The organism is Pantoea sp. ME81, from assembly GCF_903970985.1.
Taxonomy (GTDB): Bacteria; Pseudomonadota; Gammaproteobacteria; order Enterobacterales; family Enterobacteriaceae; genus Pantoea; species Pantoea communis.
In genome coordinates this window covers 1-26,822 of the sequence record NZ_CAJCKS010000012.1, presented here as the reverse complement: position 1 = coordinate 26,822, position 26,822 = coordinate 1, and the positions used below count along the sequence as shown (strand labels likewise).

Annotated in this window: 24 protein-coding genes; 9 read left to right on the top strand and 15 right to left on the bottom strand. The window is 55.2% G+C overall.

Annotated elements, in window-relative coordinates:
• Positions 1 to 7 precede the first annotated feature (7 nt).
• Complete coding sequence (locus H7A81_RS03955) at positions 8 to 490, top strand: DUF1456 family protein (protein WP_034827905.1); 483 nt, start codon at positions 8 to 10, stop codon at positions 488 to 490.
• A 205-nt stretch (positions 491 to 695) separates the two neighbouring features.
• Here H7A81_RS03955 and H7A81_RS03950 read toward each other — a convergent pair whose 3' ends face one another.
• A complete protein-coding gene (locus H7A81_RS03950; RefSeq protein WP_182056779.1) occupies positions 696 to 1,565 on the bottom strand; it encodes a carboxylate/amino acid/amine transporter in 870 nt (289 codons plus the stop codon).
• Between the two features lie 433 nt (positions 1,566 to 1,998).
• Here H7A81_RS03950 and glpT point away from each other — a divergent pair, with 433 nt between their 5' ends.
• On the top strand, positions 1,999 to 3,339 hold the full coding sequence (glpT, locus tag H7A81_RS03945; protein WP_182056777.1) for a glycerol-3-phosphate transporter: 1,341 nt from the start codon (positions 1,999 to 2,001) through the stop codon (positions 3,337 to 3,339).
• 32 nt (positions 3,340 to 3,371) lie between these two features.
• Here the strand turns inward: glpT and yigL are convergent, their stop codons facing one another.
• On the bottom strand, positions 3,372 to 4,172 hold the full coding sequence (gene yigL / locus H7A81_RS03940) for a sugar/pyridoxal phosphate phosphatase YigL (protein WP_160868709.1): 801 nt from the start codon (positions 4,170 to 4,172) through the stop codon (positions 3,372 to 3,374).
• Positions 4,173 to 4,204: 32 nt separating this feature from the next.
• Positions 4,205 to 5,197, bottom strand: coding sequence for a lysophospholipase L2 (gene pldB, locus H7A81_RS03935; protein WP_182056774.1), 993 nt, complete (start codon positions 5,195 to 5,197; stop codon positions 4,205 to 4,207).
• Positions 5,198 to 5,301: 104 nt separating this feature from the next.
• Here pldB and rhtB point away from each other — a divergent pair, with 104 nt between their 5' ends.
• A complete protein-coding gene (rhtB, locus tag H7A81_RS03930) occupies positions 5,302 to 5,925 on the top strand; it encodes a homoserine/homoserine lactone efflux protein (RefSeq protein ID WP_034827889.1) in 624 nt (207 codons plus the stop codon).
• A 146-nt stretch (positions 5,926 to 6,071) separates the two neighbouring features.
• Here rhtB and rhtC read toward each other — a convergent pair whose 3' ends face one another.
• The 3 genes from rhtC to pldA are packed head-to-tail and all read right to left on the bottom strand — an operon-like array spanning position 6,072 to position 9,433.
• Complete coding sequence (gene rhtC, locus H7A81_RS03925) at positions 6,072 to 6,695, bottom strand: threonine export protein RhtC (RefSeq protein WP_034827887.1); 624 nt, start codon at positions 6,693 to 6,695, stop codon at positions 6,072 to 6,074.
• A 12-nt stretch (positions 6,696 to 6,707) separates the two neighbouring features.
• Complete coding sequence (recQ, locus tag H7A81_RS03920; RefSeq protein ID WP_058960360.1) at positions 6,708 to 8,531, bottom strand: ATP-dependent DNA helicase RecQ; 1,824 nt, start codon at positions 8,529 to 8,531, stop codon at positions 6,708 to 6,710.
• Positions 8,532 to 8,554: 23 nt separating this feature from the next.
• The gene (gene pldA, locus H7A81_RS03915) at positions 8,555 to 9,433 is read right to left on the bottom strand and encodes a phospholipase A (RefSeq protein WP_034827877.1); all 879 of its coding nucleotides are present in this window, start codon (positions 9,431 to 9,433) and stop codon (positions 8,555 to 8,557) included.
• A 165-nt stretch (positions 9,434 to 9,598) separates the two neighbouring features.
• Here pldA and H7A81_RS03910 point away from each other — a divergent pair, with 165 nt between their 5' ends.
• Together H7A81_RS03910 and rarD are read left to right on the top strand one after the other, a co-directional pair.
• Positions 9,599 to 10,069: a thioesterase family protein gene (locus H7A81_RS03910; protein WP_182056772.1), complete on the top strand. Its 471-nt coding sequence runs from the start codon at positions 9,599 to 9,601 to the stop codon at positions 10,067 to 10,069.
• 21 nt (positions 10,070 to 10,090) lie between these two features.
• Positions 10,091 to 10,990, top strand: a complete 900-nt coding sequence (rarD, locus tag H7A81_RS03905) for an EamA family transporter RarD (RefSeq protein ID WP_166933213.1) — start codon at positions 10,091 to 10,093, stop codon at positions 10,988 to 10,990.
• Here the strand turns inward: rarD and H7A81_RS03900 are convergent.
• The 9 genes from H7A81_RS03900 to H7A81_RS03860 form a co-directional block, all read right to left on the bottom strand.
• Complete coding sequence (locus tag H7A81_RS03900) at positions 10,961 to 12,013, bottom strand: AbrB family transcriptional regulator (RefSeq protein ID WP_058960363.1); 1,053 nt, start codon at positions 12,011 to 12,013, stop codon at positions 10,961 to 10,963. The two genes, rarD and H7A81_RS03900, sit on opposite strands and share 30 nt — an antisense overlap.
• Before the next feature lie 94 nt (positions 12,014 to 12,107).
• Positions 12,108 to 13,061: a magnesium/cobalt transporter CorA gene (gene corA / locus H7A81_RS03895; RefSeq protein WP_034827871.1), complete on the bottom strand. Its 954-nt coding sequence runs from the start codon at positions 13,059 to 13,061 to the stop codon at positions 12,108 to 12,110.
• A 320-nt stretch (positions 13,062 to 13,381) separates the two neighbouring features.
• Positions 13,382 to 15,544, bottom strand: a complete 2,163-nt coding sequence (uvrD, locus tag H7A81_RS03890; RefSeq protein ID WP_058960397.1) for a DNA helicase II — start codon at positions 15,542 to 15,544, stop codon at positions 13,382 to 13,384.
• A 175-nt stretch (positions 15,545 to 15,719) separates the two neighbouring features.
• Complete coding sequence (yigB, locus tag H7A81_RS03885; RefSeq protein WP_058960364.1) at positions 15,720 to 16,436, bottom strand: 5-amino-6-(5-phospho-D-ribitylamino)uracil phosphatase YigB; 717 nt, start codon at positions 16,434 to 16,436, stop codon at positions 15,720 to 15,722.
• Positions 16,433 to 17,344 (bottom strand): tyrosine recombinase XerC, encoded by a 912-nt coding sequence (xerC, locus tag H7A81_RS03880; RefSeq protein WP_058960365.1) that lies wholly within the window; start codon positions 17,342 to 17,344, stop codon positions 16,433 to 16,435. The genes yigB and xerC overlap by 4 nt, the downstream gene beginning before the upstream one ends.
• Positions 17,341 to 18,045 carry a DUF484 domain-containing protein gene (locus H7A81_RS03875; RefSeq protein WP_034827865.1) on the bottom strand — a complete coding sequence of 235 codons (705 nt, stop codon included), beginning with the start codon at positions 18,043 to 18,045 and terminating at the stop codon, positions 17,341 to 17,343. Before H7A81_RS03875 ends, xerC begins: the two co-directional genes overlap by 4 nt.
• Positions 18,042 to 18,866: a diaminopimelate epimerase gene (gene dapF / locus H7A81_RS03870; RefSeq protein WP_182056801.1), complete on the bottom strand. Its 825-nt coding sequence runs from the start codon at positions 18,864 to 18,866 to the stop codon at positions 18,042 to 18,044. The genes H7A81_RS03875 and dapF overlap by 4 nt, the downstream gene beginning before the upstream one ends.
• A 29-nt stretch (positions 18,867 to 18,895) precedes the next feature.
• A complete protein-coding gene (locus tag H7A81_RS03865; RefSeq protein WP_166933217.1) occupies positions 18,896 to 19,099 on the bottom strand; it encodes a lipoprotein in 204 nt (67 codons plus the stop codon).
• A 135-nt stretch (positions 19,100 to 19,234) separates the two neighbouring features.
• On the bottom strand, positions 19,235 to 21,796 hold the full coding sequence (locus H7A81_RS03860) for a class I adenylate cyclase (RefSeq protein ID WP_097118518.1): 2,562 nt from the start codon (positions 21,794 to 21,796) through the stop codon (positions 19,235 to 19,237).
• 312 nt (positions 21,797 to 22,108) lie between these two features.
• On the opposite strand from H7A81_RS03860, the gene hemC reads away from it, so the two are divergent.
• From hemC to hemY, 4 genes are read left to right on the top strand one after another with little or no spacing between them, the layout of a single operon-like run.
• A complete protein-coding gene (hemC, locus tag H7A81_RS03855) occupies positions 22,109 to 23,050 on the top strand; it encodes a hydroxymethylbilane synthase (protein WP_058960399.1) in 942 nt (313 codons plus the stop codon).
• Positions 23,047 to 23,787, top strand: coding sequence for a uroporphyrinogen-III synthase (gene hemD, locus H7A81_RS03850; RefSeq protein ID WP_034827859.1), 741 nt, complete (start codon positions 23,047 to 23,049; stop codon positions 23,785 to 23,787). Before hemC ends, hemD begins: the two co-directional genes overlap by 4 nt.
• A 23-nt stretch (positions 23,788 to 23,810) precedes the next feature.
• Positions 23,811 to 24,941: a uroporphyrinogen-III C-methyltransferase gene (hemX, locus tag H7A81_RS03845; protein ID WP_034827857.1), complete on the top strand. Its 1,131-nt coding sequence runs from the start codon at positions 23,811 to 23,813 to the stop codon at positions 24,939 to 24,941.
• A 2-nt stretch (positions 24,942 to 24,943) separates the two neighbouring features.
• The gene (hemY, locus tag H7A81_RS03840; RefSeq protein WP_182056770.1) at positions 24,944 to 26,140 is read left to right on the top strand and encodes a protoheme IX biogenesis protein HemY; all 1,197 of its coding nucleotides are present in this window, start codon (positions 24,944 to 24,946) and stop codon (positions 26,138 to 26,140) included.
• The last annotated feature ends 682 nt before the right edge of the window (positions 26,141 to 26,822 follow it).

The window sequence follows — 26,822 nt, the reverse complement described above, 5'->3', positions numbered from 1 at the left end:
TTTCACCATGACGAGTAACGATGTTCTGCGCAGCGTGCGCTATATGCTTGATTTGAGCGATAGCAAAGTGGTGGAGATTTTTGCCTTAGCGGGCAGTGAAGTGCCGCTGGAGGATGTGCAGGCGTGGATGAAGAAGGATGAAGACGCGGCATTCCGTAAGCTGCCGGACGTGCTGATGGGCTATTTCCTCAACGGTTTGATTTTCTTCCGTCGCGGTAAGAGTGAAGATGCGCCAGCGCCGTCAGTCGAACGTCGTATGAATAACAATATTTTCATTAAGAAGCTGCGTATCGCGTTTGCGCTGAAGACCACGGATATTCCGGTGGTGCTGGAGAAGGCAAACTTTAAGATTTCACAGGCTGAAGTCGGTGCGATTTTCCGCAATCCGGATCATAAAAACTACCGCGAGTGCGGTGACCAGATTCTGCGTAACTTTTTGAAGGGATTGACGATGATGAATCGTCCTGCGGCGCCAGCCAAAAAGGTGTAATCGCTTTTTGATCGGAGTTAGGTCAGATACAGGCCGCTCCGATCACGAAGGAATCTCACATCCCTGTGGATCGGCCTCGCCATCCATGGCTCGGACGCTTCGCTCTTCGTAGCGGCCTGTATCTTCCCTTTGGCTTAGGTGCTGCTTTTTCCCAGCACATAGCGCTTCTGCAAGTTCAACGAAACCAGATCAAGGATCGTCTCAGTTAGGCAGCGCTTTTGGACCCATGTCCCAGCACCCAGCGCTTATGCACGTAAAGTGAAGCGAAAATGACAATCGCCCCGGCAATAAAGCTCGGCCAGTGCGGTTTTTCCTGCCAGATCGCCAGATTCACCAGCAAGCCCGCCGGCACGTGCATGTTGTTCATGATGCCCAGCGTACCGGCATCGACCTGCGTCGCACCGTAGTTCCACATAAAGTAGCCAAGCCCCGAAGCCGCCACGCCCAGCCACACCAGAATGCCCCATTGCAGGTTAGTGGTCGGCAGTTTGTTCGGATTACCCCACAGGCTCCACGCAATGATGGCGATGATCACCGCGCCAAGATAGAACCACGAGAAGGCCGTGTGTTGCGGCATTGGGCGGGTTTCCTGCAAGCGCTTGTAACCAACCATACCAATGGCGAAGCAGATGTTAGCCGCCTGAACCAGCAGCAAACCAAACCAGAAATGATCGCTGACTTTGTCATAGCGAATGATGGCCGCCCCGGCTACCGCCAACAGCGCGCTGAAGGCATAGCCGATTCGCAGCCGACGTCTGCTGAGCAAATCGTAAATCAGCGTGACGTAGAGCGGCGTCATCACGGTAAATAACAGGAATTCTGTCACGCTGAGGTAGGTATAAGCCTCGAAACTCAGCAGGTACATGACGCCGAGTTGCAGCATCCCCACCAGCATATACAGCAGGATGGTTGAGGCGCGATAGCCTTTCCAGCGCAGGAACGGCAGGAAGACAATCGCGGCCAACCCAAGGCGCATCAGTACAGAGAACCAGGAGTCAACCTGGCCCGCCAGGTATTCCCCTATCAAACTAAAGGAAAAAGCCCACAAAATGGTGGTAACGATCAGTAACGGCACGGCATCGATCCCAAAATGAACAGTGGCGCTAGTGTAAACAAACTGTCGTGGACGGGCTGAAATATCTGGTTGACGAGTGGTCAAATTAAAATCAAACAAATCGCCGTATCCCCGTCACTCATTGAGATAAGGTCCATTGCTGAAATCAGGTCGCTGGTTGCAGATGCAGTGAATCTGATTCGACACGGCAACGGATTCCCCTTCTAAACCCAAAAGCCTCGACGCTTCATGCGCGAATACCAACATTTCCTGGTTTATATCGCTCTTTAATGTCATCAAACTGTAACAATTGTGTCACACATCACAGTAACGTGGCGTAACCATCACTATCCTTTGCGCGAAATGGAACTTTGGTTTTGTTGTCACGCCAGAGGGCATTTGACCCAACCTGCTGGGAATTTATAAAAATATCGCGCCCTGGAGGGCCACATTCATGTTGAGTATCTTCAAACCGGCACCGCATCAGCCGCAAGTCGCTGACGATCGTGTCGATCCGCTCTATCGTCGGCTACGCTGGCAAATCTTCATCGGCATTTTCTTTGGCTATGCCGCCTATTACCTGGTCCGTAAAAACTTTGCGCTGGCGATGCCCTATTTGGTTGAGCAGGGCTTTTCGCGTGGCGATCTTGGCTTTGCGCTGTCCGGAATCTCCATCGCCTACGGTTTTTCCAAGTTCATCATGGGTTCCGTCTCTGACCGTTCAAATCCGCGTGTCTTTTTACCTGCCGGACTGGTTCTGGCCGCTGCGGTGATGCTGTTTATGGGCTTTGTCCCCTGGGCCACCTCCAGCATCATGGTGATGTTTGTGCTGCTGTTCCTGTGCGGTTGGTTCCAGGGCATGGGCTGGCCACCGTGCGGGCGCACCATGGTGCACTGGTGGTCACAGAAGGAGCGTGGCGGGATTGTCTCGGTGTGGAACTGCGCCCATAACGTGGGCGGTGGTATTCCACCCTTGCTGTTCCTGCTGGGTATGGCGTGGTTTAACGACTGGAAAGCCGCGCTCTATATGCCGGCGTTTGGTGCCATCCTCATCGCGATTATTGCCTTTGCCCTGATGCGCGATACGCCGCAGTCTTGTGGTTTGCCGCCGATTGAGGCGTACAAGAATGATTATCCGCCAGACTACAGCGAGGATCATGAGGAGGAGTTGACGGCGAAGCAGATTTTTATGCAGTACATCCTGCCTAATAAACTGCTGTGGTATATCGCGCTGGCCAACGTGTTCGTTTACCTGCTGCGCTACGGCATTCTCGACTGGTCACCGACCTACCTGAAAGAGGTGAAGCATTTCACGCTGGATAAATCTTCGTGGGCTTACTTCTTCTATGAATATGCGGGCATTCCCGGCACCTTGCTGTGCGGCTGGATGTCGGACAAGGTGTTCAGAGGCAATCGTGGCGCCACCGGCGTGTTCTTTATGACGCTGGTAACCATCGCGACGGTGGTGTACTGGCTTAACCCACCCGGCAATCCAGGTCTCGATATGCTGTGCATGATCGTCATCGGCTTCCTGATCTACGGTCCGGTAATGTTAATTGGTCTGCATGCGCTGGAGCTAGCGCCGAAAAAAGCCGCAGGTACCGCCGCGGGCTTTACCGGATTGTTTGGTTATCTTGGCGGTTCAGTGGCAGCCAGTGCGATTGTCGGTTACACCGTGGATTATTTCGGCTGGGATGGTGGATTCATGGTGATGATTGCCGGATCGGTATTGGCGGTGGTTTTACTGCTGCTCACCATGGTCAGCGAGCACAAACATAAGAAACAGATGGCATAATAAAAATGGGCCGGTATCACCGGCCCATTTTTTTAAGCAAGGAACAACTTACGCAACGTATGCGGCACCGCATCTTCGGCGTTGCTGCCAATGACTTCCAGCGTCGGCAAGGTATCTTTCAACCGCTGATGCGCATTACGCATGATGCAGCCTTTACCCGCCATACTCAGCATTTCCACATCATTCATGCCATCACCAAAAGCGATGCACTCTTTCAGTGAGAAGCCAAGCTGCTTTGATACTGCTTCTAGCGCGTGACCTTTCGATACGCCACCCGCCATCACTTCCAGACAGGTCGGCAGTGAGAAGCTGACGTTAACGCGATCGCCCCAGCGCGCTTCGATCGCCAGCTCCAGCGGCACCAGACGTTCGGGATCGTCGCAGGTAAAGAACACCTTGCTGATGCCGTCGGTTTCAAGCATGCCCGGCTGATAAACCTGATAGTTAAACACCGACTCACGGAAGTAGTCCTGCTCCTCCGGGCGATGGCGGCTCATATACCACTCATCGTCGCGATACACGTGCGTCAGGATATGTTCATCGTGGTACTGCAGACCGTAAAGCTCGCTGGCGATGTCGGCGTCGAGGTTATGGCTAAACACCAGTTCACCGTCTGCGTTGTGTACGCGGGCCCCGTTGGAAGTAATCATGTACGCCGGAATGCCAAGGTTATCGCGCATCTGGCCTACGTCGATATAGTGGCGGCCGGTGGCGAAAACGAAGTGGACATCTTGCGCCACCAGTTCCTGCAGCGTGGTACGGGCAAAAGGCGTCAGGCGGTGTTCCGGTGAGAGCAGCGTGCCATCCAGGTCGGATGCGACGATGTGGTACATGTAAACCTCTGGTATTGATGTCGGAAAATGAGTTAAACGTGGCGCTCGAAAAAATCGACCACCATGTTGAGCGCTTCAGCGCGCATAGCGTCTGTTTCAAACAAAATCTCGTGACGCGCGCCTTGAATCACATACGGCACGGTACCTTCGCAGGGATGTCCCGCGTCAGCCATCGCCGTACAAAAAATATCTTGTGCGCGGTTATCCACCACATCGTCTTCGCTGGCCTGTAACACCAGGGAAGGCGTGGTGATTTTCGCTGCCTGGCTGATGATACTGCGTCCGGCATAGACGCCTTCGCGCACCCAATGATAGGTCGGGCCACCGACGCGCAGTCCCGGATCGTCCGCGTAAAAACGCAGGTTGCGCCGATAGCGCTCCCGACTGTGCGTCAGGCGATTAATGCCAAACGGGCTGGCGCGCCAGCGGCCGGTGCCAAGCGCATAGCGTTCGCGAATCGCCGGCAGTTTTTCCGCCCAGTCCAGAATCGGGTGCGCCATCCAGTCAGGCAACGGCAGCACAATGCCAAACATCGGTGCCGAGAATACCGCCGCATGAAAAGCCTGCGGTTGACGCGCCAGAAACAGCGCTAAAATCGCACCGCCCATCGAATGCGCCAGCACGTAGCGTTGCTGATAATGGTTGCTGACCATCTCTTTCAGATACAGCGTTTCTAAGTCGTCAACATAGTGGCTGAACTCAACCACATGGCCGCGATGCGAATCCGCCAGCAAGCGATCGGAGCGGCCCTGCCCGCGATGGTCAATGATCACCACGTCATAGCCGCAGTGGAACAGATCGTAAGCCAGTTCCGGGTATTTGATATAGCTTTCGATGCGGCCGGGAACAATCAGGATGACACGGCGATGTTGCGGTGAGGTGAAACGAACATAGCGAATCTTCAGGTTACCGACGCCGGTGAATTCGCACTCTTCACGACGACGCCAGAAGTCGAGCAGCGGACCGGTAGCAAAGGCGGAAAAGCCTTTCTCTCGCCCGAGCCAACGCTGTTTGTGATGCTGCATCCGTCCCCCTGAAAAAAAGCCTCATCGCGCGTCTGTACGCCATAGCGCACCGCGATATTCTGGCGTATTGTGTCACACTTCGTTCACTTCAGGGAATGTCACACATGACCATTGAATGGTGGTTAACCTACCTGTTGACCACAACTATCCTCAGTCTTTCACCCGGTTCCGGTGCCATCAACACCATGAGCACCGGCATCAGCCATGGCTATCGCGGCGCGGCGGCTTCCATCACTGGCTTACAGCTTGGGCTGGCGATTCACATTGTGCTGGTGGGTGCCGGTTTGGGTGCGCTATTTTCACAATCGATCATGGCGTTTGAAGTGCTGAAGTGGGCAGGCGCCGCCTATTTGGTGTGGCTGGGCATTCAGCAGTGGCGTTCCGCAGGCGGTATTGATCTGGATGCCGTGGCAAAAGCGATGCCGCGTCGTCGTTTGTTCAAACGCGCCATTCTGGTGAATCTCACCAACCCGAAAAGCATCGTGTTTCTCGCCGCGCTGTTCCCGCAGTTTATTCAGCCACACCAGCCGCAGTTGATGCAGTATCTGGTGCTCGGTGTCACCACCATCGTGGTCGATATTATCGTGATGATTGGTTACGCCACGCTGGCAACCCGTATTGCGGGCTGGATTAAAGGGCCAAAACAGATGAAGCTGATGAACCGCACCTTTGGTGGGCTGTTTATGGCCGTCGGAGCCTTGCTGGCAAGTGCGCGCAGAATCGCGTAAGAGGCTTTAAAAAACCGCGGCACCGAGGTGATAACCGTCAGTGCCGCAGCTATTTCAAGGTAGTCAGTGCGCAAGTTCTAGTGCACAGATGCTGAACGTAAAGCACGCGAGCACTGCCCGGTGGCGAAATAGCAAGTAAACCCGATTTAACGCGAGATAATCAGGTGGATGCCGAATCCGGCAAACAGCACACCCGCCATCCCATCGACCCACTTCGCCATACGCTGATACTTATCCCGCATCCACGGCAGCGCGAAGATCGCCGCGACCAGTGTGAACCAGGCAAAGGTCTCGCCGATAATCAGCAGAAACAGGCCCCAGCGTTCCATCGCGCCCACATCGTTGCCGACAAACAGTGAGAACACGCTGCCGAAATAGATAATCGCTTTCGGGTTCGACAGATTAGTCAGAAAACCTTTCAGGAAACTCATGCCTTTTTTTGGCAGCTCCACCACCGGCGCATCAACCTGCGGGGCTTTATGCTGCTGACGTGCCGAGCGCAGGAGTTGCCAACCCATCCACAGCAGGTACAAACCACCGCCCACCATGATGATTTCATGCAGCCAGGCCATTTTTTGCAGGATCAGATGCAAGCCCATCAGCGCCACACCGGCCCAGATCACGATTCCCAGCGTAATGCCCAACACGCCCATCATCGCCTCTTTACGTGAACGGCTGGCCGCCGTTTGCGACACAAAGAAGAAGTCCGGGCCGGGACTCATCAGCGCAACCAAATGCACCAGCGCGACGGTGGCGAATAACATCAACATGGTTTCTTTCCTTTACTCTTCATCGACATGTTCTTTGATCATCACCAGGAACGGTTTACCAAAACGTTCCAGCTTGCGATGACCGACACCGTTCACGCTCAACATTTCTGACGCGGTAATCGGCATTTGCTCCGCCATCTCAATCAATGTGGCATCGTTAAACACCACGTACGGCGGAATATTGGATTCGTCAGCAATCGCCTTACGCAATTTACGCAGTTTGCCAAATAGCGTGCGATCGTAATTGCCGCTGTGCACTTTCGGCGAGCTGCTGCGGCTCTTCACCGTGACGATACGCGGCACCGCCAGCATCAATGGCACTTCGGCACGCAATACCGGACGCGCCGCTTCCGTTAGCTGTAAAGCGGAGTGCATGGCGATATTTTGCGTCACCATACCAAGATGGATCAGCTGACGCAGCACGCTGACCCAATGCTCCTGGCTCTGCTCACGACCAATGCCGTACACCGGCAATTTGTCGTGCCCGTTATCGCGAACGCGATGGTTAGTGGAACCGCGCAGCACGTCGACAATATAGCCCATACCAAAGCGCTGGCCGGTACGATAGATGCTGGAAAGCGCCTTCTGCGCCTCCACCAAACCATCATAGCGACGCGGAGGATCAAGGCAGATATCGCAGTTGCCGCACTGCTGCTGACGCCCTTCACCAAAGTAGTTGAGCAACACTAAACGACGGCAGGTTTGCGCTTCGGCAAACGCGCCCATCGCATTGAGCTTGTGACGCTCAATATCCTGTAACGGGCCGGGCGCCTTCTCCTCCAGACATTTACGGAGCCACGCCATATCCGCCGGATCGTAAAGCATCATCGCTTCTGCGGGCAGGCCATCACGCCCGGCGCGGCCGGTTTCCTGATAGTAGGATTCGATATTGCGCGGAATATCGAAGTGCACCACGAAACGCACGTTAGGTTTGTTAATGCCCATACCAAACGCCACGGTGGCGACCACGATTTGTAAGTCATCGCGCTGGAAGGCTTCCTGCACGTGCGCACGCTGAGCGCTGTCGATACCGGCGTGATAAGCGCCGACACTCAGCCCACGGCTTTGCAAACGCGCAGCCGTGTCTTCCACCTTGGCACGGCTGTTACAGTAAATAATGCCGCTCTTACCGCGCTGCTCTTGCACGTAGCGCAACAGCTGATCGGTGGGTTTGAATTTCTCCACCAGCGTGTAGCGAATATTCGGGCGGTCAAAGCTGCTGATTTGAATCAGCGGATCGTCCATCTGCAACAGATGAGCGATGTCATTACGCGTGGTTTCGTCAGCGGTTGCCGTCAGCGCCATCACCGGCAGATCCGGGAAACGCTGACGCAGTTGACCAATCGAGCCGTATTCCGGGCGGAAATCATGGCCCCATTGCGAGATACAGTGCGCCTCATCCACCGCCAACATCACCGGATTCCACTGGTGCAGGCTGTCGAGGAAGTTATCCATCATCAGACGTTCAGGCGCGATATACAGCAGTTTCAGCTTGCCGGTACGGCAATCCGCAAAGACCTGTTGCTGCTGCTCACGCGTTTGCGTCGAGTTAAGACACGCCGCTGCCACGCCGTTGGCCAGCAATTGATCGACCTGATCTTTCATCAGTGAGATCAGCGGTGAAACCACCAGCGTCAACCCTTCGCGCACCAGCGCCGGAATTTGATAGCACAGCGATTTCCCGCCGCCGGTCGGCATCACCACCAGACAATCACGCCCGGCAAGAGCGGTTTCGATGATGGTTTGCTGACCGGGACGAAATTGCTGGTAGCCGAAGGTATCTTGTAATACCTGCTGCGCCAGCATTTCCTGATTAAGCACTGCCGATGTTGCCACGGTAATCCTGTTTTTCTGACTGGTTAGAACAGATCGTTAAGTGTTACGCCCACGCCAAAACGTGTCTGGCGGTGGTTATAGTCGATAAGCGATTCACCATACCCGCTGAACAGCTGGGTGTAAAAGCGCACATGTTCAGAGATAGGATAGCTCCAGGCAAAAGTCGCGCCGCCGTAGCCGCTGTTCCAGTTGTAATTACCTTCCACACTGAAAATACTTTCACCCATTTCATAACCGAGCTTGGCGCGATAGTAGCCCATGTACTTGGTGATGTCGGGGTTATCATCGTTATTTTCATTTTCTGGAATGCGATACCAGGGTTTGATTTCCGCGAGGAAGTTACCGTTCTGTGCCATCAGACGCGCATAGACGCGGTTCCAGCTGCGTGAAGTCGGATCGCTGCGGCCGTTCGACTCGTGGTTCAGACCGGTTTCAATATCACGCAGTGTCCAGCCGGCAAAGGTGTAATCCGTTGCCCAGCCAAGGAAAATCTGCGGCTCATAGTTGGTTTCACGGAACGGCGATGAGGCTCCACGGTTAGAGAGCTGCCACCATGAACGTTGCGTATAGGATGCGGCCAGTACCGAATTATCACCCAGAATGCCACGCCACAGCGGGAACGCCAGGCTGAGCTGAAATTTTACTTCATCGTTTTTTGCTTTGTCCGCCCAGTTGTACGAAGAGATCGCCTCTTTGTTCATGTCGCTGGTGTAGGTGTAGAGCAAATAGTTGTTTTCGTAAGGATAAAGCACGAACGGGTTATCGTGTTTCTCCAACAGGTTCGCAATAATACTGCCCTTCACTGCCGGGGCGTCATGCACCTCTTTTATGGTGGCTTCATCAGCCTGTGCCAGCGCAGGTATCATCAAAGCTGCGGTCAGCAACGCGTATAGCTTACGCATAACATTCTCCAGGGAACTGCGTGTTGTCATTATTAGGCCCATGTTCAAAAAGCACGCCATTCTACACGCAAAGAGACAGGTTGATCAGTGCCGATTTCTGAAACTGGAAAGCCGCGCGAACGCGGCATAATATACACAACTCTTTAACATCTTAAGGCAGAAAACATGTCATCCCCGTTGCTGTCACAGCAGGAAGCTCGCCGCCTGATTGGCGAAATCTTTGTTTATCACATGCCCTTCAACCAGGCGCTGGGTTTAGAGCTGGATCGACTCGAAGCGGATTACGCCGAGTTGGGCTTTGCCAACAAAACCATGCTGGTTGGCAATGCGGCCCAAAATATTTTGCACGGTGGCGTGATTGCATCAGTGCTGGATGTCGCCGCCGGTCTGGTGTGCGTCAGTCATGCACTGTCGCGTCAGGAAAACATCAGCGAAGAGGAACTGCGTCAGCGTCTGTCGCGCATGGGCACTATCGATATGCGCGTTGATTATTTACGTCCCGGACGCGGCGATCGCTTTGTCGCCACCAGCAGCCTGCTACGCGCCGGCAATAAAGTGGCGGTAGCGCGAGTGGAACTGCACAACCAGCAGGGCGATTATATCGCCACAGCAACCGCCACCTATTTGATTGGCTAGTTACCTTTTTTGGAAAGCATGATGGATACGCAACAAACGCGTCAGGGCATTGGCTATGCGCTCGGCGCTTATTTTATCTGGGGCATTGCGCCAGCCTACTTCAAGCTGGTGAAAGAAGTCCCGCCAACAGAAATCATGACGCATCGCGTGATTTGGTCGGCACTGTTTATGCTGGTGCTGATTACCCTGAGCCGCAGCTGGCAGCAGGTACGCACAGTGCTGGCTCAACCAAAGAAAGTGCTGTTGCTGGCCGTCACTGCCGTCACCATTGGCGGCAACTGGCTGCTGTTTATCTGGGCAGTGAATAATCAGCACATGCTGGAAGCCAGCCTCGGCTACTTTATCAACCCGCTGATCAACGTAGTGTTTGGCATGCTGTTCCTGCGCGAGCGCTTCCGCCGCTTGCAGTGGCTGGCGGTGTTGCTGGCAACGATTGGCGTACTGGTGCAGCTGTGGCAATTTGGCTCGCTGCCGATTATTGGCCTGGGACTGGCGCTAAGTTTTGCCGTCTATGGTTTGCTGAGAAAGAAAATTCAGGTGGATGCGCAGAGCGGCATGCTGATCGAGACCGCATGGTTATTCCCGCTGGCGGCCATCTACTTGTTTGGCTTTGCTGACAGCGCCACCAGCCACCTCAGCGCCAATCCAATGAGCCTCAATTTCAAGCTGATCGCGGCGGGCATCGTCACCACGATTCCGCTGATGCTGTTTGCCGCCGCCTGTGCGCGTCTGCGTTTGTCGACCGTGGGCTTTTTCCAATACCTCGGTCCCACGTTGATGTTCCTTTTGGCCGTGCTGTTCTACGGCGAGAGCCTGACGCCGGACAAGATGGTCACCTTCGGCTTTATCTGGCTGGCACTCGCCGTATTTATCGCTGATGCAATCGCGTTCTCAGCTCGCACCCGCGTGCGCGTAGCGTGAGATAAAGCGCGCGATAGCCGGGCCGGTCAGCAGGATGGTGAACAGGCGTAAGGTCTGCAACGCCATCACAAACGCGATATCGACCCGGCTGCCCGCCGCAATAATCGCCACGGTATCCAGCCCGCCCGGGCTGGTTGCCAGATACGCCGTCATCAGATCGACGTGCAGCACCTGCGTCAGCATCCACGCCAATCCACCACACAGCAGCATCAAGCCGAAAATCGACACCAGCATTTGCGGAAGGGTGCGCAGCGCCAGCAGGAAGATCGGGCGCGTAAAGCGCAAACCCACGCTCCAGCCAATTAACGCATAGGCCAGCGCCAGCAACCACTCCGGCACCTGCAAGGTGGCGACATCGGTGCCGTGGAGCGTCGCACCAATCAGCGCGGGCAGCAGCAGCGCACCCGAAGGGATACGCAGTTTTTGACCCAGCCACGCCCCGGCAAACATCACCACCAATGTCAGGATGAAGCTGCTTTGTAAAGCAGGGAACCATACCAGCTCCACTGCACCACCGTTGGTGCCCAGCCCAATGCGCGCCACCACTGCCGCTGCAGTCGCCACAAACAGCACGCGCAGATACTGCATAAACGCCACTAAGCGCACGTCCGCACCGAAATCACCGGCCATCGCCACCATCGCAGAAGCGCCGCCGGGAGACGATCCCCACGCACCGGTTGGCCCTGGAAGGTTGCTAAAGCGCACCAGTAGAAAACCTGACAAACCGCTGGCCGCCAGCGTAAGCACCAACACCGCCAGCACCACCGGCCAATCCGCTAACAGCGGTGAGAGAATAGCCGGTGACAGTGTTTGCCCGATCATGCAACCCAACACCGCTTGTGCGAGCACAAACAAACGTTTGTCGATGCGTACGGTGGCGCCAGAAAGGCCCATGACGGTTCCGACGATCATCGGACCTAAAAGCAGTGCAGCAGGAAGGTGAAACAGCTGGAGAATGATCCCCAGTACTAACGAAGCAATCAGCAGAATGGTCCACTGCTGTCGCAAAGAAAAACGCGCCATAGGGTGGAAATCAGAAAGTGAGAAGTGACAACAGCCTACGCAGAATTGTGATGCAGCGCCAGTTTAAAGGGCCGCAAATGCGGCCCCGAAAGGGTTACAACCAGTTTTTCCGTTTGAAATAGAGGTACGGCGCCAGACCGGCAAGGATCATCAGCGTAATAGCGCCAGGATAACCAAAACTCCATTTCAGCTCAGGCATAAACTCGAAGTTCATCCCGTAGCTGGATGCCACTAGCGTGGGTGGCAGGAACACCACCGACACCACTGAGAAGATCTTAATGATGCGGTTCTGCTCGATGTTGATAAAGCCCATTGCCGCCTGCATCAGGAAGTTGACCTTCTGGAACAGCGATTCGTTATGCGGCAGCAGGGATTCGATATCGCGCAGGATTTCACGCGCCTGCTCCAGCTGATTGCCCGGCAGGCGAGCTTTACGCACCAGGAAGTTCAATGCACGTTGGGTATCCATCAGACACAAACGCACTTTCCAGCCGATATCCTCCAGCTCCGCCAGACGCGACAGCGCCTGATCGTACTCTTCGCCCTGTTGCCCTTCCATGATCACGCGGCTGAGTTTTTCCAGCGCGCTATAGATGTTCTCGATCTCATCCGCCAGCTGTTCGATTTTCGTCTCAAACAGATCCAGCAACAGCTCGTAGGCGTTGCCATCGGTCAGCGTCTGGTTGCGCGCACGCATACGATACAGACGAAAAGCCGGCAGCTCGCGCTCGCGTAATGTATAGAGGCGATCTTCACGGATGGTGAATGCCACGGTGGAGTTGCCAGCGTGGTCTTCCGCATCTTCAAAGAAGAAGAAGGAGTGAATGTGCAGTCCATCTTCATCTTCGAAGAAACGTGCGGAGGCCTCGATGTCTTCCAGCTCCGGACGCGTCGCCAGGCTTTGACCCAGCTCGGATTGCACACGATCACGCTCAGTGTCGTCGGGCTCGATGAGATCGACCCACACCGAGGTGTTGAGTGTGTCGTTGTTATCTTCCAGTTCGATGCGCGTCAGGCGATCGCGTTCGAGTTTAAAAGCGCTCAGCATAGCAATACTCCCCATTGCAGACTTAATGGGACAAGGCGGCACACCGTGATGCCGAAGGCAAAACGGGCACGGCAAAGCCTGAACGCGGAAACTTTCGCTTCAAGGGTAAATCAGTGCTGACTCGTGCGACGAGAGTGTAAAGGGAGGTCGCTGATAACCGCTAAGGCTACCCGCGTATAGAGGTAGCCTTAGATGTTATTCCTGTTAAACAGGCGGTTGAGCCAGCATCGACTGGGCGCGTCCAAGGCATTGTCCTCTCATGATAATAGTGCGCGCATGTTACGCTGAGACGAAAAAGTCGTCAAGGTAACGCAACGGCGCTACACCGTTTCCAGACGCGCGTACGCCGCCACCAGCCACTTGATGCCCTGGCCCTGAAATGCCACCTGCAAGCGGCTGTGTTCACCGCTGCCTTCGAGGTTGATGATGGTGCCTTCACCGAATTTGGCATGGCGTACACGCTGGCCCAGCGCGAAACCACTGTCGTTTTCCGTGATTGGCGTGCCCATGCGTTGATGGCTCACCGGACGGCTGACGCTGGCGCGCAGACGCACTTCCTCGACGCACTCTTCCGGCAATTCGCCGATGAAGCGCGATGGACGGTGATACACTTCTTTACCATAAAGGCGGCGAGTTTCGGCGTAGGTCAGCGTGAGCTTCTCCATCGCGCGCGTGACGCCAACGTAGGCAAGACGACGCTCCTCTTCCAGACGTCCGCCTTCATCCAGCGACATCTGGCTTGGGAACATGCCCTCTTCCATACCCACGATAAATACCTGAGTGAACTCAAGACCTTTCGCCGAGTGCATGGTCATCAGCTGTACCGCATCCTGCCATTTGTCGGCCTGACCTTCACCGGCCTCCAGCGCCGCATGCGACAGAAACGCCTGCAGCGGCATCAGATCTTCGTCCTCGTCCTGATAGCTGAACTGACGCGTTGCCGTCACCAGCTCCTCTAAGTTTTCGATACGCGCCTGGCCTTTCTCGCCCTTTTCCTGCTCGTACATGATCCACAGGCCGGAATCCTTGATCACGCGATCGGTCTGCACGTGCAGTGGCATATCGGCGGTTTCCGTGGCCAGCGAATCCACCAGCTCGCAGAAGCGCTGCAGCGCGGAAGCCGCACGTCCCGCCAGGGCTTTGTTTTGCAGCAGTTCACGCGTCGCTTGCCACAGCGTTAATTGCTGTTCGCGCGCGGTCTGGCGCACCACATCCAATGTGCGATCGCCCACGCCGCGCACCGGTGTGTTCACCACACGCTCAAACGCGGCATCGTCATTGCGGTTCGCCATCAGACGCAGATACGCCAGCGCATCTTTGATCTCCTGGCGTTCGAAGAAGCGCATGCCGCCGTAAATACGGTACGGCATGCTGCCTTGCAACAGCGCCTCCTCCAGCACGCGCGACTGGGCGTTGCTGCGGTAGAGAATGGCGCAATCCTGCAGCGCATTGCCGTTCTCATGCCAGGTTTTGATACGGTTTACCACGAAGCGCGCTTCGTCTAATTCGTTAAACGCGCAGTAGAGGGATATCTTTTCGCCGTCACTGCCATCGGTCCACAGCTCTTTACCGAGGCGACCATTGTTATTGGCGATCAGCGTGTTGGCCGCTTTCAGGATGTTATTGGTCGAGCGGTAGTTTTGCTCCAGGCGAATGGTTTCCGCGCCAGGGAAATCCTGCAGGAAGCGCTGGATGTTCTCGACCTGGGCGCCACGCCAGCCGTAAATCGACTGATCGTCATCCCCGACGATAATCACACGACCGGTATCGCCCGCCAGCATACGGATCCACGCGTATTGGATGTTGTTGGTATCCTGGAATTCGTCCACCAGCACGTTGCTAAAACGCTCGCGGTAATGATTCAGGATATGCGGCTTGTTCAGCCACAGCTCATGCGCACGCAGCAGCAGTTCGGCAAAATCCACTAAGCCCGCGCGATCGCAAGCCTCCTGATAAGCCTGATAGATGCGCAGCCAGGTTTGTTCGATCGGATTACCGTAGCTTTCGATGTGTTTTGGACGCAGCCCTTCATCTTTTTTGCCGTTGATGTACCACATGCCCTGGCGTGCAGGCCACTGTTTCTCATCAAGGTTCATGGCTTTGATCAGACGCTTGAGCAGGCGCAGCTGATCGTCGCTATCGAGAATCTGGAAATCCTGCGGCAGATTGGCATCAAGATGATGGGCACGCAGTAAACGGTGCGCCAGGCCGTGGAAGGTACCAATCCACATACCGCCCTGACTGGTGCCGATCAGTTGATCGATACGATGGCGCATTTCAGCCGCCGCTTTGTTGGTAAAGGTCACCGCCATGATCGAGTAAGGCGAGCAATTCTCTACCGACAGCAGCCAGGCAATGCGATGCACCAGCACGCGCGTTTTGCCACTGCCTGCCCCGGCCAGCACCAGCAGATTGCTGCGCGGCGCGGCGACCGCCTCGCGCTGTTTGTCATTCAAGCCGTTAAGCAGATCAGAAACGTCCATAAGCACCGTTTTGCCAAAATAATAAAAGGAGGATTGAGAAATGCGGTTTCTCAGCATTCAGTCAACGCACCATTTGTAGCGGCGCTATTCATCGCAAAATGAAGGGTGCCGCTACGATTTGTGCGTCAGGAAATGCCTGCCATCATCCAGCCATTAGCTGGATGAACATACAGCATTATAGCAGCGAGGTCAGCGATGCCAACTGATGAATTTCGACGTGCGGCAGCAAACGCGCATCATCAATCTTCATCAGATTGCCATCGCGCAGGTTGATCCAGCAGGCTTGCATGCCCGCGTTTATTGAACCGACCACATCGGTGGTGAGATCGTCGCCCACATGAAGAATATGCTCAGGTGCGATGTTCAAACGCTCAGCCGCCAGCTGATACATATCCTGCCACGGCTTAGCACGGCCGTGCGGGCCGGCGCGCAGGGCGAACTGGAAGTAGTGGTTAATTCCCAGTTTTTCCGGACAGGCATTGCCGTTGGTGATCGCCACCAGCGGGACGCGCTCGCCCAGCCACGTCAGCGTTTGGTGCGTCTCATCTGGCATCTCGACTTCACTGCGCCACTGATGGAACACGCCCATCACTTCGCTGGCACCGGCGCGGGCTTCAGCAGCGGATAAGCCAATATTGATCATTGCCAGCTCAACCGAGCGGCGGCGCCACTCAGACACGTCGTGGTAAATTTCCGGCTCACGCGCCAGCAGTTCGTCACGTAGCGCCTGATAATCAGCGGGGGTGAATTCACGCAGTGCCGGATGGAAGGCCTGCAACGCGGCGTGGGATTCGGCGGTGGTTTTACGGATCACCGGATGGTTGTCATACAGCGTATCGTCGAGATCGAAAGTGATCGCTTTGATCGGGCCCAGCGGGCGGTAGAACTTCATTCAGACTTTCCTCGTTTAGCACGTGGATGCGCCGCGTCGTACACGGTCGCCAGATGCTGGAAATCGAGATGGGTATAGATTTGCGTGGTCGACAGATTAGCGTGCCCGAGCAGTTCCTGCACCGCGCGCAGATCGCCACTCGATTCGAGTAAATGGGTCGCAAAAGAGTGGCGCAGTTTATGCGGATGAATATGGTTGGCCACGCCCTGCTTAATGCCCCACTCGGCAAAGCGCTTTTGCACGTTACGCGCTGAAATACGCGTGCCGCGACTGGAAACAAACATCGCATCATCCTGCGGCGCGAAGCTTGCACGCAGTGGCAGCCAGTGTTGCAGCCAGGTCACCGCCGTGCCACCAATCGGCACACGTCGCTCTTTACTGCCTTTCCCCAACACCCACACTTCACCGGCGTCGAGATCGACATGACGACAATCCATGCCCACCAGCTCCGACAAACGTAAACCGCCGCCGTACATGGTTTCCAGCATCGCTCGGTCGCGCACCGCCAGCGGATCGTTCAGGTCGATTTCCAGCAGCTGGTTAACCTCGTCGACATCCATATTTTTTGGCAGATGGCGAGCATTGCGCGGCGTGGAAATACCTTTGGCTGGATTGGCACTCAACATGCCCTGGCTGACCTGCCAGTCAAGAAAACTGCGCAGTGCTGACATACGTAATGCCAGACTGCTGGGCCCGAGTCCGGCACGACGGCTGCGAGCCGCCAGCTGACGAACCTGTGCGGGCTCCAGTTGTGCCCATGAGGCGATCTTCATCTCATCGGCCATCGCGGTCATCGTCTGCAACTGGCGGGTGTAATTCTTTTGCGTCAACGGGCTGAGCTGGCGTTCGACTTTCAGATAACGCAGAAAGCCCTCAACGGCTGGCTGCAACGGGCTGACGTCACTCATGCGCGTTCAATCCAGCGAGACAGCAGATCCGGCAGCATTTGCGCCAGATGCTGTAACAGCAAAGTGCCCATGCCCGCTTGATAATGCTGGTTGTCGCGGCTGCTGAAAATTAGTACGCCAAGCTCGCCGCGTTCGCCCATCAGCGACATCGCCACCGACCCGATGGCTTTCGCCTGAGGCAACAACAGCAGTAACTCCGGGCCATTCAGGCTGCCAAGGTAATGATGTTCAGCACCAAAGCGTTGAATACGCAGCGGCTCAAAAGCCTGACGAGAAAGACCCAACTGGGTGAAATCAGAAGGTGCGCCGATGTGCCAATGGTCGTTGAACACCCGCACATTGGCGCCGGCCAGACCCAACTCACGCGCCCAACGGTGCAGACGCGTTAACATTTCCTGCAGGCTGTCCGCCGCGGCAAGATGGCCTTGTAACCCCAGCAGACGATCGAACAGTTGATGGTTGGCCGTAGCCTGCTCCATCAACAGCGTGATTTCCTCTTCCAGCTGCTGGATGTGGTTGCGCTGACGCGCCATGTGCCACTCTACCAGCGATACGCTGCCGCGCACCGGGTGCGGCACCATCATCTGTTCAACCTGGCGCGCATTGCGAATAAAGAAATCGGGGTTCTGGCGCAGGAAGGCGCTTACCGACTGATCGTCCAGCAAAACCGCGCTGTCGGTTTGCTCTTCGACATTTTTCATAGATGAATAAACCCATCGTAGACGTGTGTGGCTGGCCCGGTCATAAACAGCGGCTGACCCACTCCTTTCCAGGCGATATGCAGCGTTCCGCCAGGCAAATCAACGCGAACTTTTTCCGCCAGAATGCCTTGCTGAATGCCGCAGGCAACGGCTGCGCAAGCGCCGCTGCCACAGGCCTGGGTTTCACCCGCGCCGCGTTCATACACGCGCAGACGAATGTGTTCAGGATTAACCACTTCCATAAAGCCCACGTTGACGCGCTCCGGGAAGCGTTCGTGGCTTTCCAGCAGCGGACCGAGGGTTTCCACGGCGGCCGTTTTCACACTCTCAACCTGAATCACACAGTGCGGGTTGCCCATCGACACCGCACCAAACATCACGGTCTGCTCCGCAACACGTTGCAGATACAGGCGTTCCGCTTTATTGGCGCGCAGCGGCACCTGTTGCGGATCGAAGTTGGGTTCACCCATGTTGACACGTACCAGCTCATCGCTGGTCACGCTCAGCACCATGCGACCGGTTTGCGTACTCACGCGAATGTCGCTTTTGTTGGTCAGCCCTTTCAGGCGCACAAAGCGAGCAAAACAGCGCGCACCGTTACCGCACTGAGCCACTTCGCTGCCATCGGCGTTGAAAATTCGGTAATGAAAATCGAGATCCGGATCATAAGGCGGTTCGACGATCAGCAGCTGATCGAAACCGATCCCCAGATGCCGATCCGCCAGACGGCGAATCAGTTCCGGCGAAAAAAAGACGTTTTGCGTCACGGCATCCACAACCATGAAATCGTTGCCGAGACCGTGCATTTTCGAGAACTGCATTTTCTGCTCCGCCGGATTACTCATAGAGATTAGTTCGCCTGTGAACCCGATTTGCTGGTGACCAAACCGTTAACGTCAGCATTCTGTGCCGCTTTTTGCTGCTGTTCGGTGACCTGCTGGTTTTGTTTGGTCGGCTGATCTTTGGGCGGGAAATACAGCGGTCCTTTCAGGCCACAGCCTGCGAGGCTGACCAGTGCCAGCGCCATACCCAGCTGACTTATCATATGTCTCATTCTGTCTGCTCTTCCTGTCCTTAAGCCTTGGCTGCTTATCATCGCAGTTGACGTTGTAAAAGCAACAGGAAATACCCGCAAATCCGGGCGCATGTCAGAGGAAAAGCCAATCCCACCACGCGAACGCAGGCGGGATCAGTGCATTTGGTAGCGCGGCTGGAAATCGCCGTTGTCGTTATCGGGCTGCGTCGCACAGAGCTGTGTCAGCGTCTGGCTGCGGAATGGAATCACCTGGAAGCGATCGCCCGCGTGCACAATCTGGTAGAACTGCGGCAGGTTGAAGTTGATAAAGCTGGAGCCATAGGTGAAGCGGTCATGCGACGAGGAGTAAAAACGGCTCACGTCACGCACCAACTCTTCTTTGCTGCCTTCACAATGGTGATAAACCTCAACGCGATTGGTTTCGTCGAGGATATAAATGTTGAAGCCGCGATCGTCATTGGTGTCTTCAAAGAAGAACTGAATGATGCCTTCGCTGGCATAGCCGTTCACCACCGGCGGTAATGGCGTCTGATTCGATTCCACTTTGATCGACAAACCGTGCAGCTTGTTGTTGGAAATTGCGCCGTAGAACTCGACCGCATTTTCCAGTTTCTGCACCGAGACGCTCATGCGCTCGAAGAACAAGCCCCACGTCTGGCCCGCCATGCGCAGCGCTTTAAAGCGGCCTGGCTCCTGACGGGTACTCGACAGACGCAGCTCAATGCACTCAGACACCAGCTGCTGCACGCGGGTACGAATCAAACCGCGCAGATGCTGGCTGTAGCAGAACACTTCCACCGTATCTGGCGGTGCGGCGTCCTGATGCATTTTGCCGAGAATGGTTTTCAGCGCTTCGATCATCGCCTGCTCACCGCTGAAGTGCAGCGTACGCACTTCATTCCATGAGTTGCGGTACAGCAGATCAATGCTACCAATCAGGCACTGTTGCTGCTGGCCGAAGCTGAACACATCCAGCTTGCGGAAATCAAAGTGCACCACCTGATTGCGGAAGGCGGAGGTCGGATCGTGTTCGAGGTTAACGATAATCGCCAGATGACGGATTTCGCACGGGCTGTACAACGCTTTTGGCGTCGGCGCAGGTACACGCAGCGGGAAGTGGCTCGACACATCGTTCACCAACTCCTGCAAACGCGGCAGATCGCAGAATTCGTTGCCCTTCATATGTAAACGCGTTTTGCTGGTCAGCAAACCGTTGAACCACGCCCACGCCACTAACTTGTTCAGGTAGCGGTTATATTCCAGCGGCTGATGGCTGATGATCGAACTCATGTCCGGCGACTGGTTGTAAAGATACCAACCGGCGCGATTGGCGCGACCTTCCGGCACATGAATAAAGGTCAGATTATCTTCCGACAGGTCAGGCGAAATCTGTGGGTTCACCAGCGTCACTTTGCCCGGCAACGCTTCAAACGCGGCATACAGTTTACGCGTCAGCACGCCGATATCCTGCGGGCTGGCACTGACGCTTAAATTGTTACGACGGGCAAAACGGATCAGGTTGCGATAGCTCTGCATCATCGCATCCAGCAACTCGTTGTGCGCTTCACGCACACGCTCAATTTTCCACTGGGCGCGGTTATCCAATACCGCAATTTTCTCTTCATCCCAACCCCACTCTTTCACCAGCTGCGAAAGAATCTCGCGACGCCAGCCTGAGCGGTGATGGTGGTGATCGTCACTCGAGAGCTTCTCACACACTTTTAAATAGAAACATCGACGCACCAAATCGAGGCGCGCCATGTCATCGACGCTGGTCAGATAGCGCGTCACACGCTCCAGCATCATGCAATAAGGGTCGAGACCGAAGCAGACAATTTCGCCATCGTGCAGGCGCTGTTTGATATCCATCGCCAGCAATTGCGTGTTCGGGTATTCCCAGCTGTACGCTTCTAACAACAGGGTTTTCAGCACCGCTTTGTACGGTGAATCGATGCTTTTATACAGCTGCCACAAGCTGGCCCCGAAGTACTCTTCGGCTGACAGCGTGCCGAGACCGCCGAGATCCAGCCACTCATTCGGCGTCAACACGCCTTGAGAATAGAGTGACATCACGTAATCGTCGTAATGGTGCTCTTCTTCGCCGGGCACCATGTTCCACAGGATGCGTTTACCCGCCATACGCACAGCGGTACGGTAGAACTCATCCAGCAGCAAAATATGTTGGGTAGAACCGCAGTCTTCACCACCGAGGCTGCCGCTCTCATTGTGGCGGAAACGATTCTCGTCGATCAGGAAGAAACTGACTTCCACACCCATCGACACACACCATTTCTGCAACAGGGTACACTTGCGCTGCAGATTGAGGCGCTCTTCATTATCCAGCCAGGATTGATGACACACCCAGATGTCGAGATCGGACACGCTGTTCTGACCGACAGACGAGGTACTGCCCATCGAATAGATACCGGTAATCGGACGTTCACCTTTGACGGCAGTGCTGAGATCCAGAGACTGATCGCCTGCCAACTGTTGCAACAAATGCTGTTGGTTTTCATCAGGCGTGAAGAAGCTGACGCCGTGGGGAACGCTACCGTCAAGGTAGCCCGGCATCAGCGGGTGATGATAGTGCAGTAATGTTGGCAGCAGACTGTAGACTTGCTGGAAGGCAGGTCCCATAGCAGCCAGTGCGCGATCAACGCGCAGCTGGTTAATTGCATCCAGTCTCTGTTTCAGTGTCTCAATGTAGAGGTACAAGACGTTTCGCCTGATTGTCCCAGTGTTAAGCACCCTGTTTCCAAAACCTGCCGCTTAATAATAAAGATGTTGGGCAAATTATTGCTGGAAACGTGATCAATCTAACACCTGGAGGATTGACCGTAAAGAAAGTTGCGCTACATGACAGTTTAGCACGTTCCCCATGTAGCCCTGCTTTTTCGGACTTAGACGTCAGAAAATGACGCAATAATGCGTAACAACTGACATCGAGGCCTTTTCAATCCGTTGAAACTGACAGCATTCCCCTATCAATGATAGGATAATCGATGAACGATCAAAATGGTTAACAGCATGTTAAACAAAATTTTCAGAATTGCTACCAGACAAAGCCCCCTTGCTCTATGGCAGGCACAATATGTCCAACAGCGCCTGATGGCAGCACATCCGGGCGTGCAGGTTGAGCTGGTGCCCATGGTCACCAAAGGCGACATCATCCTCGATACACCGCTGGCTAAAGTCGGTGGAAAAGGCCTGTTTGTTAAAGAGCTTGAACTGGCAATGCTGGAAAACCGTGCCGATCTTGCGGTGCACTCCATGAAGGATGTGCCGGTGGATTTCCCGGAAGGCCTGGGCCTCGTCACCATCTGCGAGCGTGAAGACCCGCGTGATGCCTTCGTTTCCAACCTGTATAACAGTATTGATGAACTGCCACAGGGCGCGATTGTGGGGACGTCCAGTCTGCGTCGTCAGTGTCAGCTCAGCGCGCGTCGTCCCGATCTGATCATCCGTTCGTTACGCGGGAACGTGGGCACCCGTTTAGGTAAGCTGGATGCCGGAGAATATGACGCCATTATTCTGGCCGCGGCAGGCCTGAAGCGCTTGAACCTCGACGACCGCATTCGTCAGGCGATGCCCGCTGAAATCTCGCTGCCCGCCGTTGGCCAGGGCGCCGTCGGCATCGAATGTCGCCTTGATGATCACGAACTGATTACCTTATTGCAGGCGCTGAATCACGCCGACACCGATGTTTGTGTGCGCGCTGAACGCGCGATGAACACACGCCTCGAAGGCGGTTGTCAGGTACCGATCGGCAGCTTTGCCGTGCTGGAAGATAATCAGCTATGGTTACGTGGCTTAGTCGGCTCACCGGATGGCCAGCAAATGGTGGTAGGTGAACGCCGTGGTCCGCGCGAAAACGCCGTGCAAATGGGGATCTCCCTTGCAGAAGAGCTGCTGGATGGCGGCGCCCGCGACATTCTGCGCGACGTTTATCAGGGGCAAACGCCTGCATGACCATTCTCGTGACCCGCCCGGAGCCCGCTGCCAGTGAACTGGTTTCGCGTCTGCGAACCCAGGGAAAACTGGCGTGGACTCTACCGCTGATTGAATTCACGCCGGGTCGCGATCTGCAACAATTGCCGCAAAAACTGGCGGCTTTACGGCCGGGCGATCTGGTGTTTTTGCTGTCGCAGCAGGTGGTGTTGTTTGCCCATCCAGCGCTACAGCAGAGTGCCCTCACCTGGCCCGAAACACTCGACTACTATGCGATAGGGCGCAGCACCGCGCTGGCACTGCATACCGTCAGTCATCTGAAAGTAGACTATCCTCATGCGCGGGAGACCAGCGAAGAGTTAGTGCGCCTCAACCGTCTGCAGCAGGTAAAAGGCAAGCGTGCGCTGATTTTGCGCGGCAGCCCAGGCCGTGAGTTACTGGCTGAAACCCTGCTGGAACGCGGCGCCGAGGTGGAATACTGCGAGTGCTATCAACGGTGTGAAAAGTATTATGAGGGCGCGATTGAGGGTCGTCGCTGGCGCGATCGCGGAATTACCACGCTGGTGGTCACCAGCGGTGAGATGTTACAACAACTGTTTGCACTGTTTCCGCCGATCGATCGTCGGGAATGGTTATTGCACTGTCGACTGGTGGTCGTCAGTGAACGTTTGGCTACTCAGGCCGCCGAATTAGGCTGGCAGGATATTGAGGTAGCCGATGGTGCTGATAACGATGCGCTGCTGCGCGCGTTACGCTGAACTTAACAATGGGATGAGCCATAATGACGGAACAAAAAGCCTCCTCCGCCATGGTTGAAGAAACCACCCCTGCGGACACTTCCCCCACGCCAGACGGTAAAAAGCCTCGCGATAAAAAAAGCGATGGCAAAGTACTGAGCGCGGTGGCGATTGTGATTGCGCTGGCGATTGGCGCGGGACTTTACCTCAATGGGAAACATCAGGCCGATTTACAGGCTCAGACAAACCAGAACCTGAGTGAACAGCTGAGCGCCCTGCAGCAGCAACTGGGCAGCGACAAACAGCAGCTGACGCAACAACTGGACACCGCGAACACAGCGTTGCAGGAAGCGCGTACCCAGCAGGACAACAGCGCCAAAGAGCTGGAAACCCTGCGCGATAAAGTTGCGACGATTTCCGGCAATGACACCCGCACCTGGCTACTGGCGCAAGCGGACTACCTCGTGAAACTGGCGGGTCGCAAGCTGTGGAGCGATCAGGATGTCACCACAGCAGCCGCGCTGCTGAAAAGCGCCGATACCAGCCTGGCCGATATGAATGACCCGAGCGTGATGAACGTGCGTCGTGCTTTAACGCAGGACATCAGTTCTCTCTCAACGGTGAGCCAGGTCGATTACGATGGCATCATCCTCAAACTCAATCAGTTGTCGAACGGCGTCGATAATCTGCGTCTGGCTGACAATGACAGTGATGATTCACCGATGGATGCCGATGGCGGAGAGCTTTCCAGCTCGCTGCACGAATGGCGTCAAAACCTGGTGAAGAGCTGGCATAACTTCATGGATGATTTCATTACCATCCGCCGCCGTGATAACACCGCACAGCCGCTACTGGCACCGAATCAGGACGTTTACCTGCGTGAAAACATTCGTTCACGTCTGCTGATTGCCGCCCAGGCTGTGCCACGTCATCAGGATGAAATCTACAAACAGTCGATTGATGCGGTCTCAACCTGGGTGCGCGCCTGGTATGACACCAACGACGCTGCCACCAAAGCCTTCCTCGCACAGCTGGATGAGCTGAGTCAGCAAAACATCTCAATGGATGTGCCGGATACGCTGGAAAGTCAGGCGCTGCTGGAAAAATTGATGCAGACGCGCGTGCGCAACCTGCTGGCGCAGCCATCGGTTCCGGCTGATCAACAGGGAGGCTAAGCATGCTGAAAGTATTGGTGCTTTTCCTGCTGCTGATCGCAGGCGTGGTATTGGGGCCGATGATTGCTGGCCACCAGGGCTACGTGCTGATTCAGACCGATAACTGGAACGTGGAAACCAGCGTCACGGGACTGGCAATCATCCTGATTCTCAGTCTGCTGGTGATTCTGTTCATTGAATGGATTTTACGCCGCGTGTTCCGCACCGGTGCACGCACGCGTGGTTGGTTCACTGGACGTAAACGCCGCAGCGCACAGCGTCACACGCAGAGCGCGCTGATGAAGCTGGCGGAAGGTGATTACAAGCAGGTTGAAAAACTGCTGTCAAAGAATGCCGATCACGCCGATCAGCCGGTGGCTAACTATCTGCTGGCAGCCGAAGCGGCGCAGCAGCGTGGTGACGAAGTGCGTGCCAATCAACATCTGGAACGTGCGTCTGAGCTGTCCGAGAACGACACCATTCCGGTTGAAATCACCCGCGTACGCCTGCAACTGGCACGTAATGAAGATCACGCCGCCCGTCATGGCATTGACCGATTGCTGGAAGTCGCACCGCGTCATCCGGAAGTGCTGCGTCTGGCTGAACAGGCTTATATTCGCACCGGCGCATGGGGCGCGTTGCTGGATATTCTGCCCTCCATGCAGAAATCTCAGGTTAACGATGAAACCCATCGTGAGGCGCTGCAACAGCAAGCCTGGCTAGGCATGATGAATCAGGCCATGGCCGATCAAGGCAGCGAAGGCCTGAAGAAGTGGTGGCAAAACCAGAGCCGTAAAACGCGTCAGGAAACGGCGCTGCAGGTGGCGATGGCGGAACATCTGATTGAGTGTGATGACCCGGATACCGCACAAAGCATCGTGCTGGAAGGATTGAAGCGCCAGTATGACGATCGCCTGGTGCTGTTAATGCCACGCATTAAAAGTGGCGATCCGCAATCGCTGGAGAAAGCGCTGCGCCAGCAAATCAAACAACATGGCGCAACGCCGCTGCTGCACAGCACCTTGGGCCAGATGCTGATGCGCCACGGTGAGTGGCAACAGGCCGCTGAAGCTTTCCAGCAGGCACTGGCACAACGCCCTGATGCTTTTGATTATGCCTGGTTGGCCGATGTCTATGATCGCCTGCATCGCCCCGAGGACGCTGCTCAAATGCGCCGTGAAGGTCTGCTTCTTACCTTAAAAACGAATCCAAACGCTTGATTTAACGATTGTTACTTTTGTGCACGCCGGGCTTGTCCCGGCTTTTTTTTGCCTGAAGAGTAGCGGCGTGAGGGTAAATCGCAGATAAAAAAACACCTGCCATAAGCAGGTGTAAGATCAGGTCGTTCAGACAACTGATGGTATCCGACTCAACGTAATGTCCTTCTTACTGCAGTAAAGCGTGCGCAATAACTGCCAGGCTGGACAACGGATACCGTAAGGGGCTCTGCATCATTCCCAGGTTTATGTAGCATCAGCAAACATAAGAGGTGGAATGAGCATCTACAGGATTATTATTGCATAAGCCGTGCCAGAATTGCAGATTAAGAGATAAGTTATTTTAAATCAGCAAGATAACCGTACAGCCTCACTTCAGGCTGAGAAGTGCGTCATTATTTCGCAACACTCCCCTCAATAACTGTCTCCTCTCAACGACAACCAATGCAAGGAACTGTCAGTCCATTTAAAATCAATGGTTTATGAGTCTCATTATGACGACAACAGCCAGTGGCGTGATTTAAGAAGCCGCATGGTGTTGAGAAGCCGGGATGCTGAGTTGCTGAGTTGCTGAGTTGCTGAGTTGCTGAGTTGCTGAGTTGCTGAGTTGCTGAGTTGCTGAGTTGCTGAGTTGCTGAGTTGCTGAGTTGCTGAGTTGCTGAGTTGCTGAGTTGCTGAGTTGCTG

Excerpts from the sequence above, each read along its gene's own strand:
- H7A81_RS03955 (WP_034827905.1), top strand. The coding sequence starts at position 8 with ATGACGAGTAACGATGTTCTGCGCAGCGTGCGCTATATGCTTGATTTG.
- glpT (WP_182056777.1), top strand. The coding sequence starts at position 1,999 with ATGTTGAGTATCTTCAAACCGGCACCGCATCAGCCGCAAGTCGCTGAC.
- yigL (WP_160868709.1), bottom strand. The coding sequence starts at position 4,172 with ATGTACCACATCGTCGCATCCGACCTGGATGGCACGCTGCTCTCACCG.
- pldB (WP_182056774.1), bottom strand. The coding sequence starts at position 5,197 with ATGCAGCATCACAAACAGCGTTGGCTCGGGCGAGAGAAAGGCTTTTCC.
- rhtB (WP_034827889.1), top strand. The coding sequence starts at position 5,302 with ATGACCATTGAATGGTGGTTAACCTACCTGTTGACCACAACTATCCTC.
- rhtC (WP_034827887.1), bottom strand. The coding sequence starts at position 6,695 with ATGTTGATGTTATTCGCCACCGTCGCGCTGGTGCATTTGGTTGCGCTG.
- pldA (WP_034827877.1), bottom strand. The coding sequence starts at position 9,433 with ATGCGTAAGCTATACGCGTTGCTGACCGCAGCTTTGATGATACCTGCG.
- H7A81_RS03910 (WP_182056772.1), top strand. The coding sequence starts at position 9,599 with ATGTCATCCCCGTTGCTGTCACAGCAGGAAGCTCGCCGCCTGATTGGC.
- rarD (WP_166933213.1), top strand. The coding sequence starts at position 10,091 with ATGGATACGCAACAAACGCGTCAGGGCATTGGCTATGCGCTCGGCGCT.
- H7A81_RS03900 (WP_058960363.1), bottom strand. The coding sequence starts at position 12,013 with ATGGCGCGTTTTTCTTTGCGACAGCAGTGGACCATTCTGCTGATTGCT.
- corA (WP_034827871.1), bottom strand. The coding sequence starts at position 13,061 with ATGCTGAGCGCTTTTAAACTCGAACGCGATCGCCTGACGCGCATCGAA.
- uvrD (WP_058960397.1), bottom strand. The coding sequence starts at position 15,544 with ATGGACGTTTCTGATCTGCTTAACGGCTTGAATGACAAACAGCGCGAG.
- yigB (WP_058960364.1), bottom strand. The coding sequence starts at position 16,436 with ATGAAGTTCTACCGCCCGCTGGGCCCGATCAAAGCGATCACTTTCGAT.
- xerC (WP_058960365.1), bottom strand. The coding sequence starts at position 17,344 with ATGAGTGACGTCAGCCCGTTGCAGCCAGCCGTTGAGGGCTTTCTGCGT.
- H7A81_RS03875 (WP_034827865.1), bottom strand. The coding sequence starts at position 18,045 with ATGAAAAATGTCGAAGAGCAAACCGACAGCGCGGTTTTGCTGGACGAT.
- dapF (WP_182056801.1), bottom strand. The coding sequence starts at position 18,866 with ATGCAGTTCTCGAAAATGCACGGTCTCGGCAACGATTTCATGGTTGTG.
- H7A81_RS03865 (WP_166933217.1), bottom strand. The coding sequence starts at position 19,099 with ATGAGACATATGATAAGTCAGCTGGGTATGGCGCTGGCACTGGTCAGC.
- hemC (WP_058960399.1), top strand. The coding sequence starts at position 22,109 with ATGTTAAACAAAATTTTCAGAATTGCTACCAGACAAAGCCCCCTTGCT.
- hemD (WP_034827859.1), top strand. The coding sequence starts at position 23,047 with ATGACCATTCTCGTGACCCGCCCGGAGCCCGCTGCCAGTGAACTGGTT.
- hemX (WP_034827857.1), top strand. The coding sequence starts at position 23,811 with ATGACGGAACAAAAAGCCTCCTCCGCCATGGTTGAAGAAACCACCCCT.
- hemY (WP_182056770.1), top strand. The coding sequence starts at position 24,944 with ATGCTGAAAGTATTGGTGCTTTTCCTGCTGCTGATCGCAGGCGTGGTA.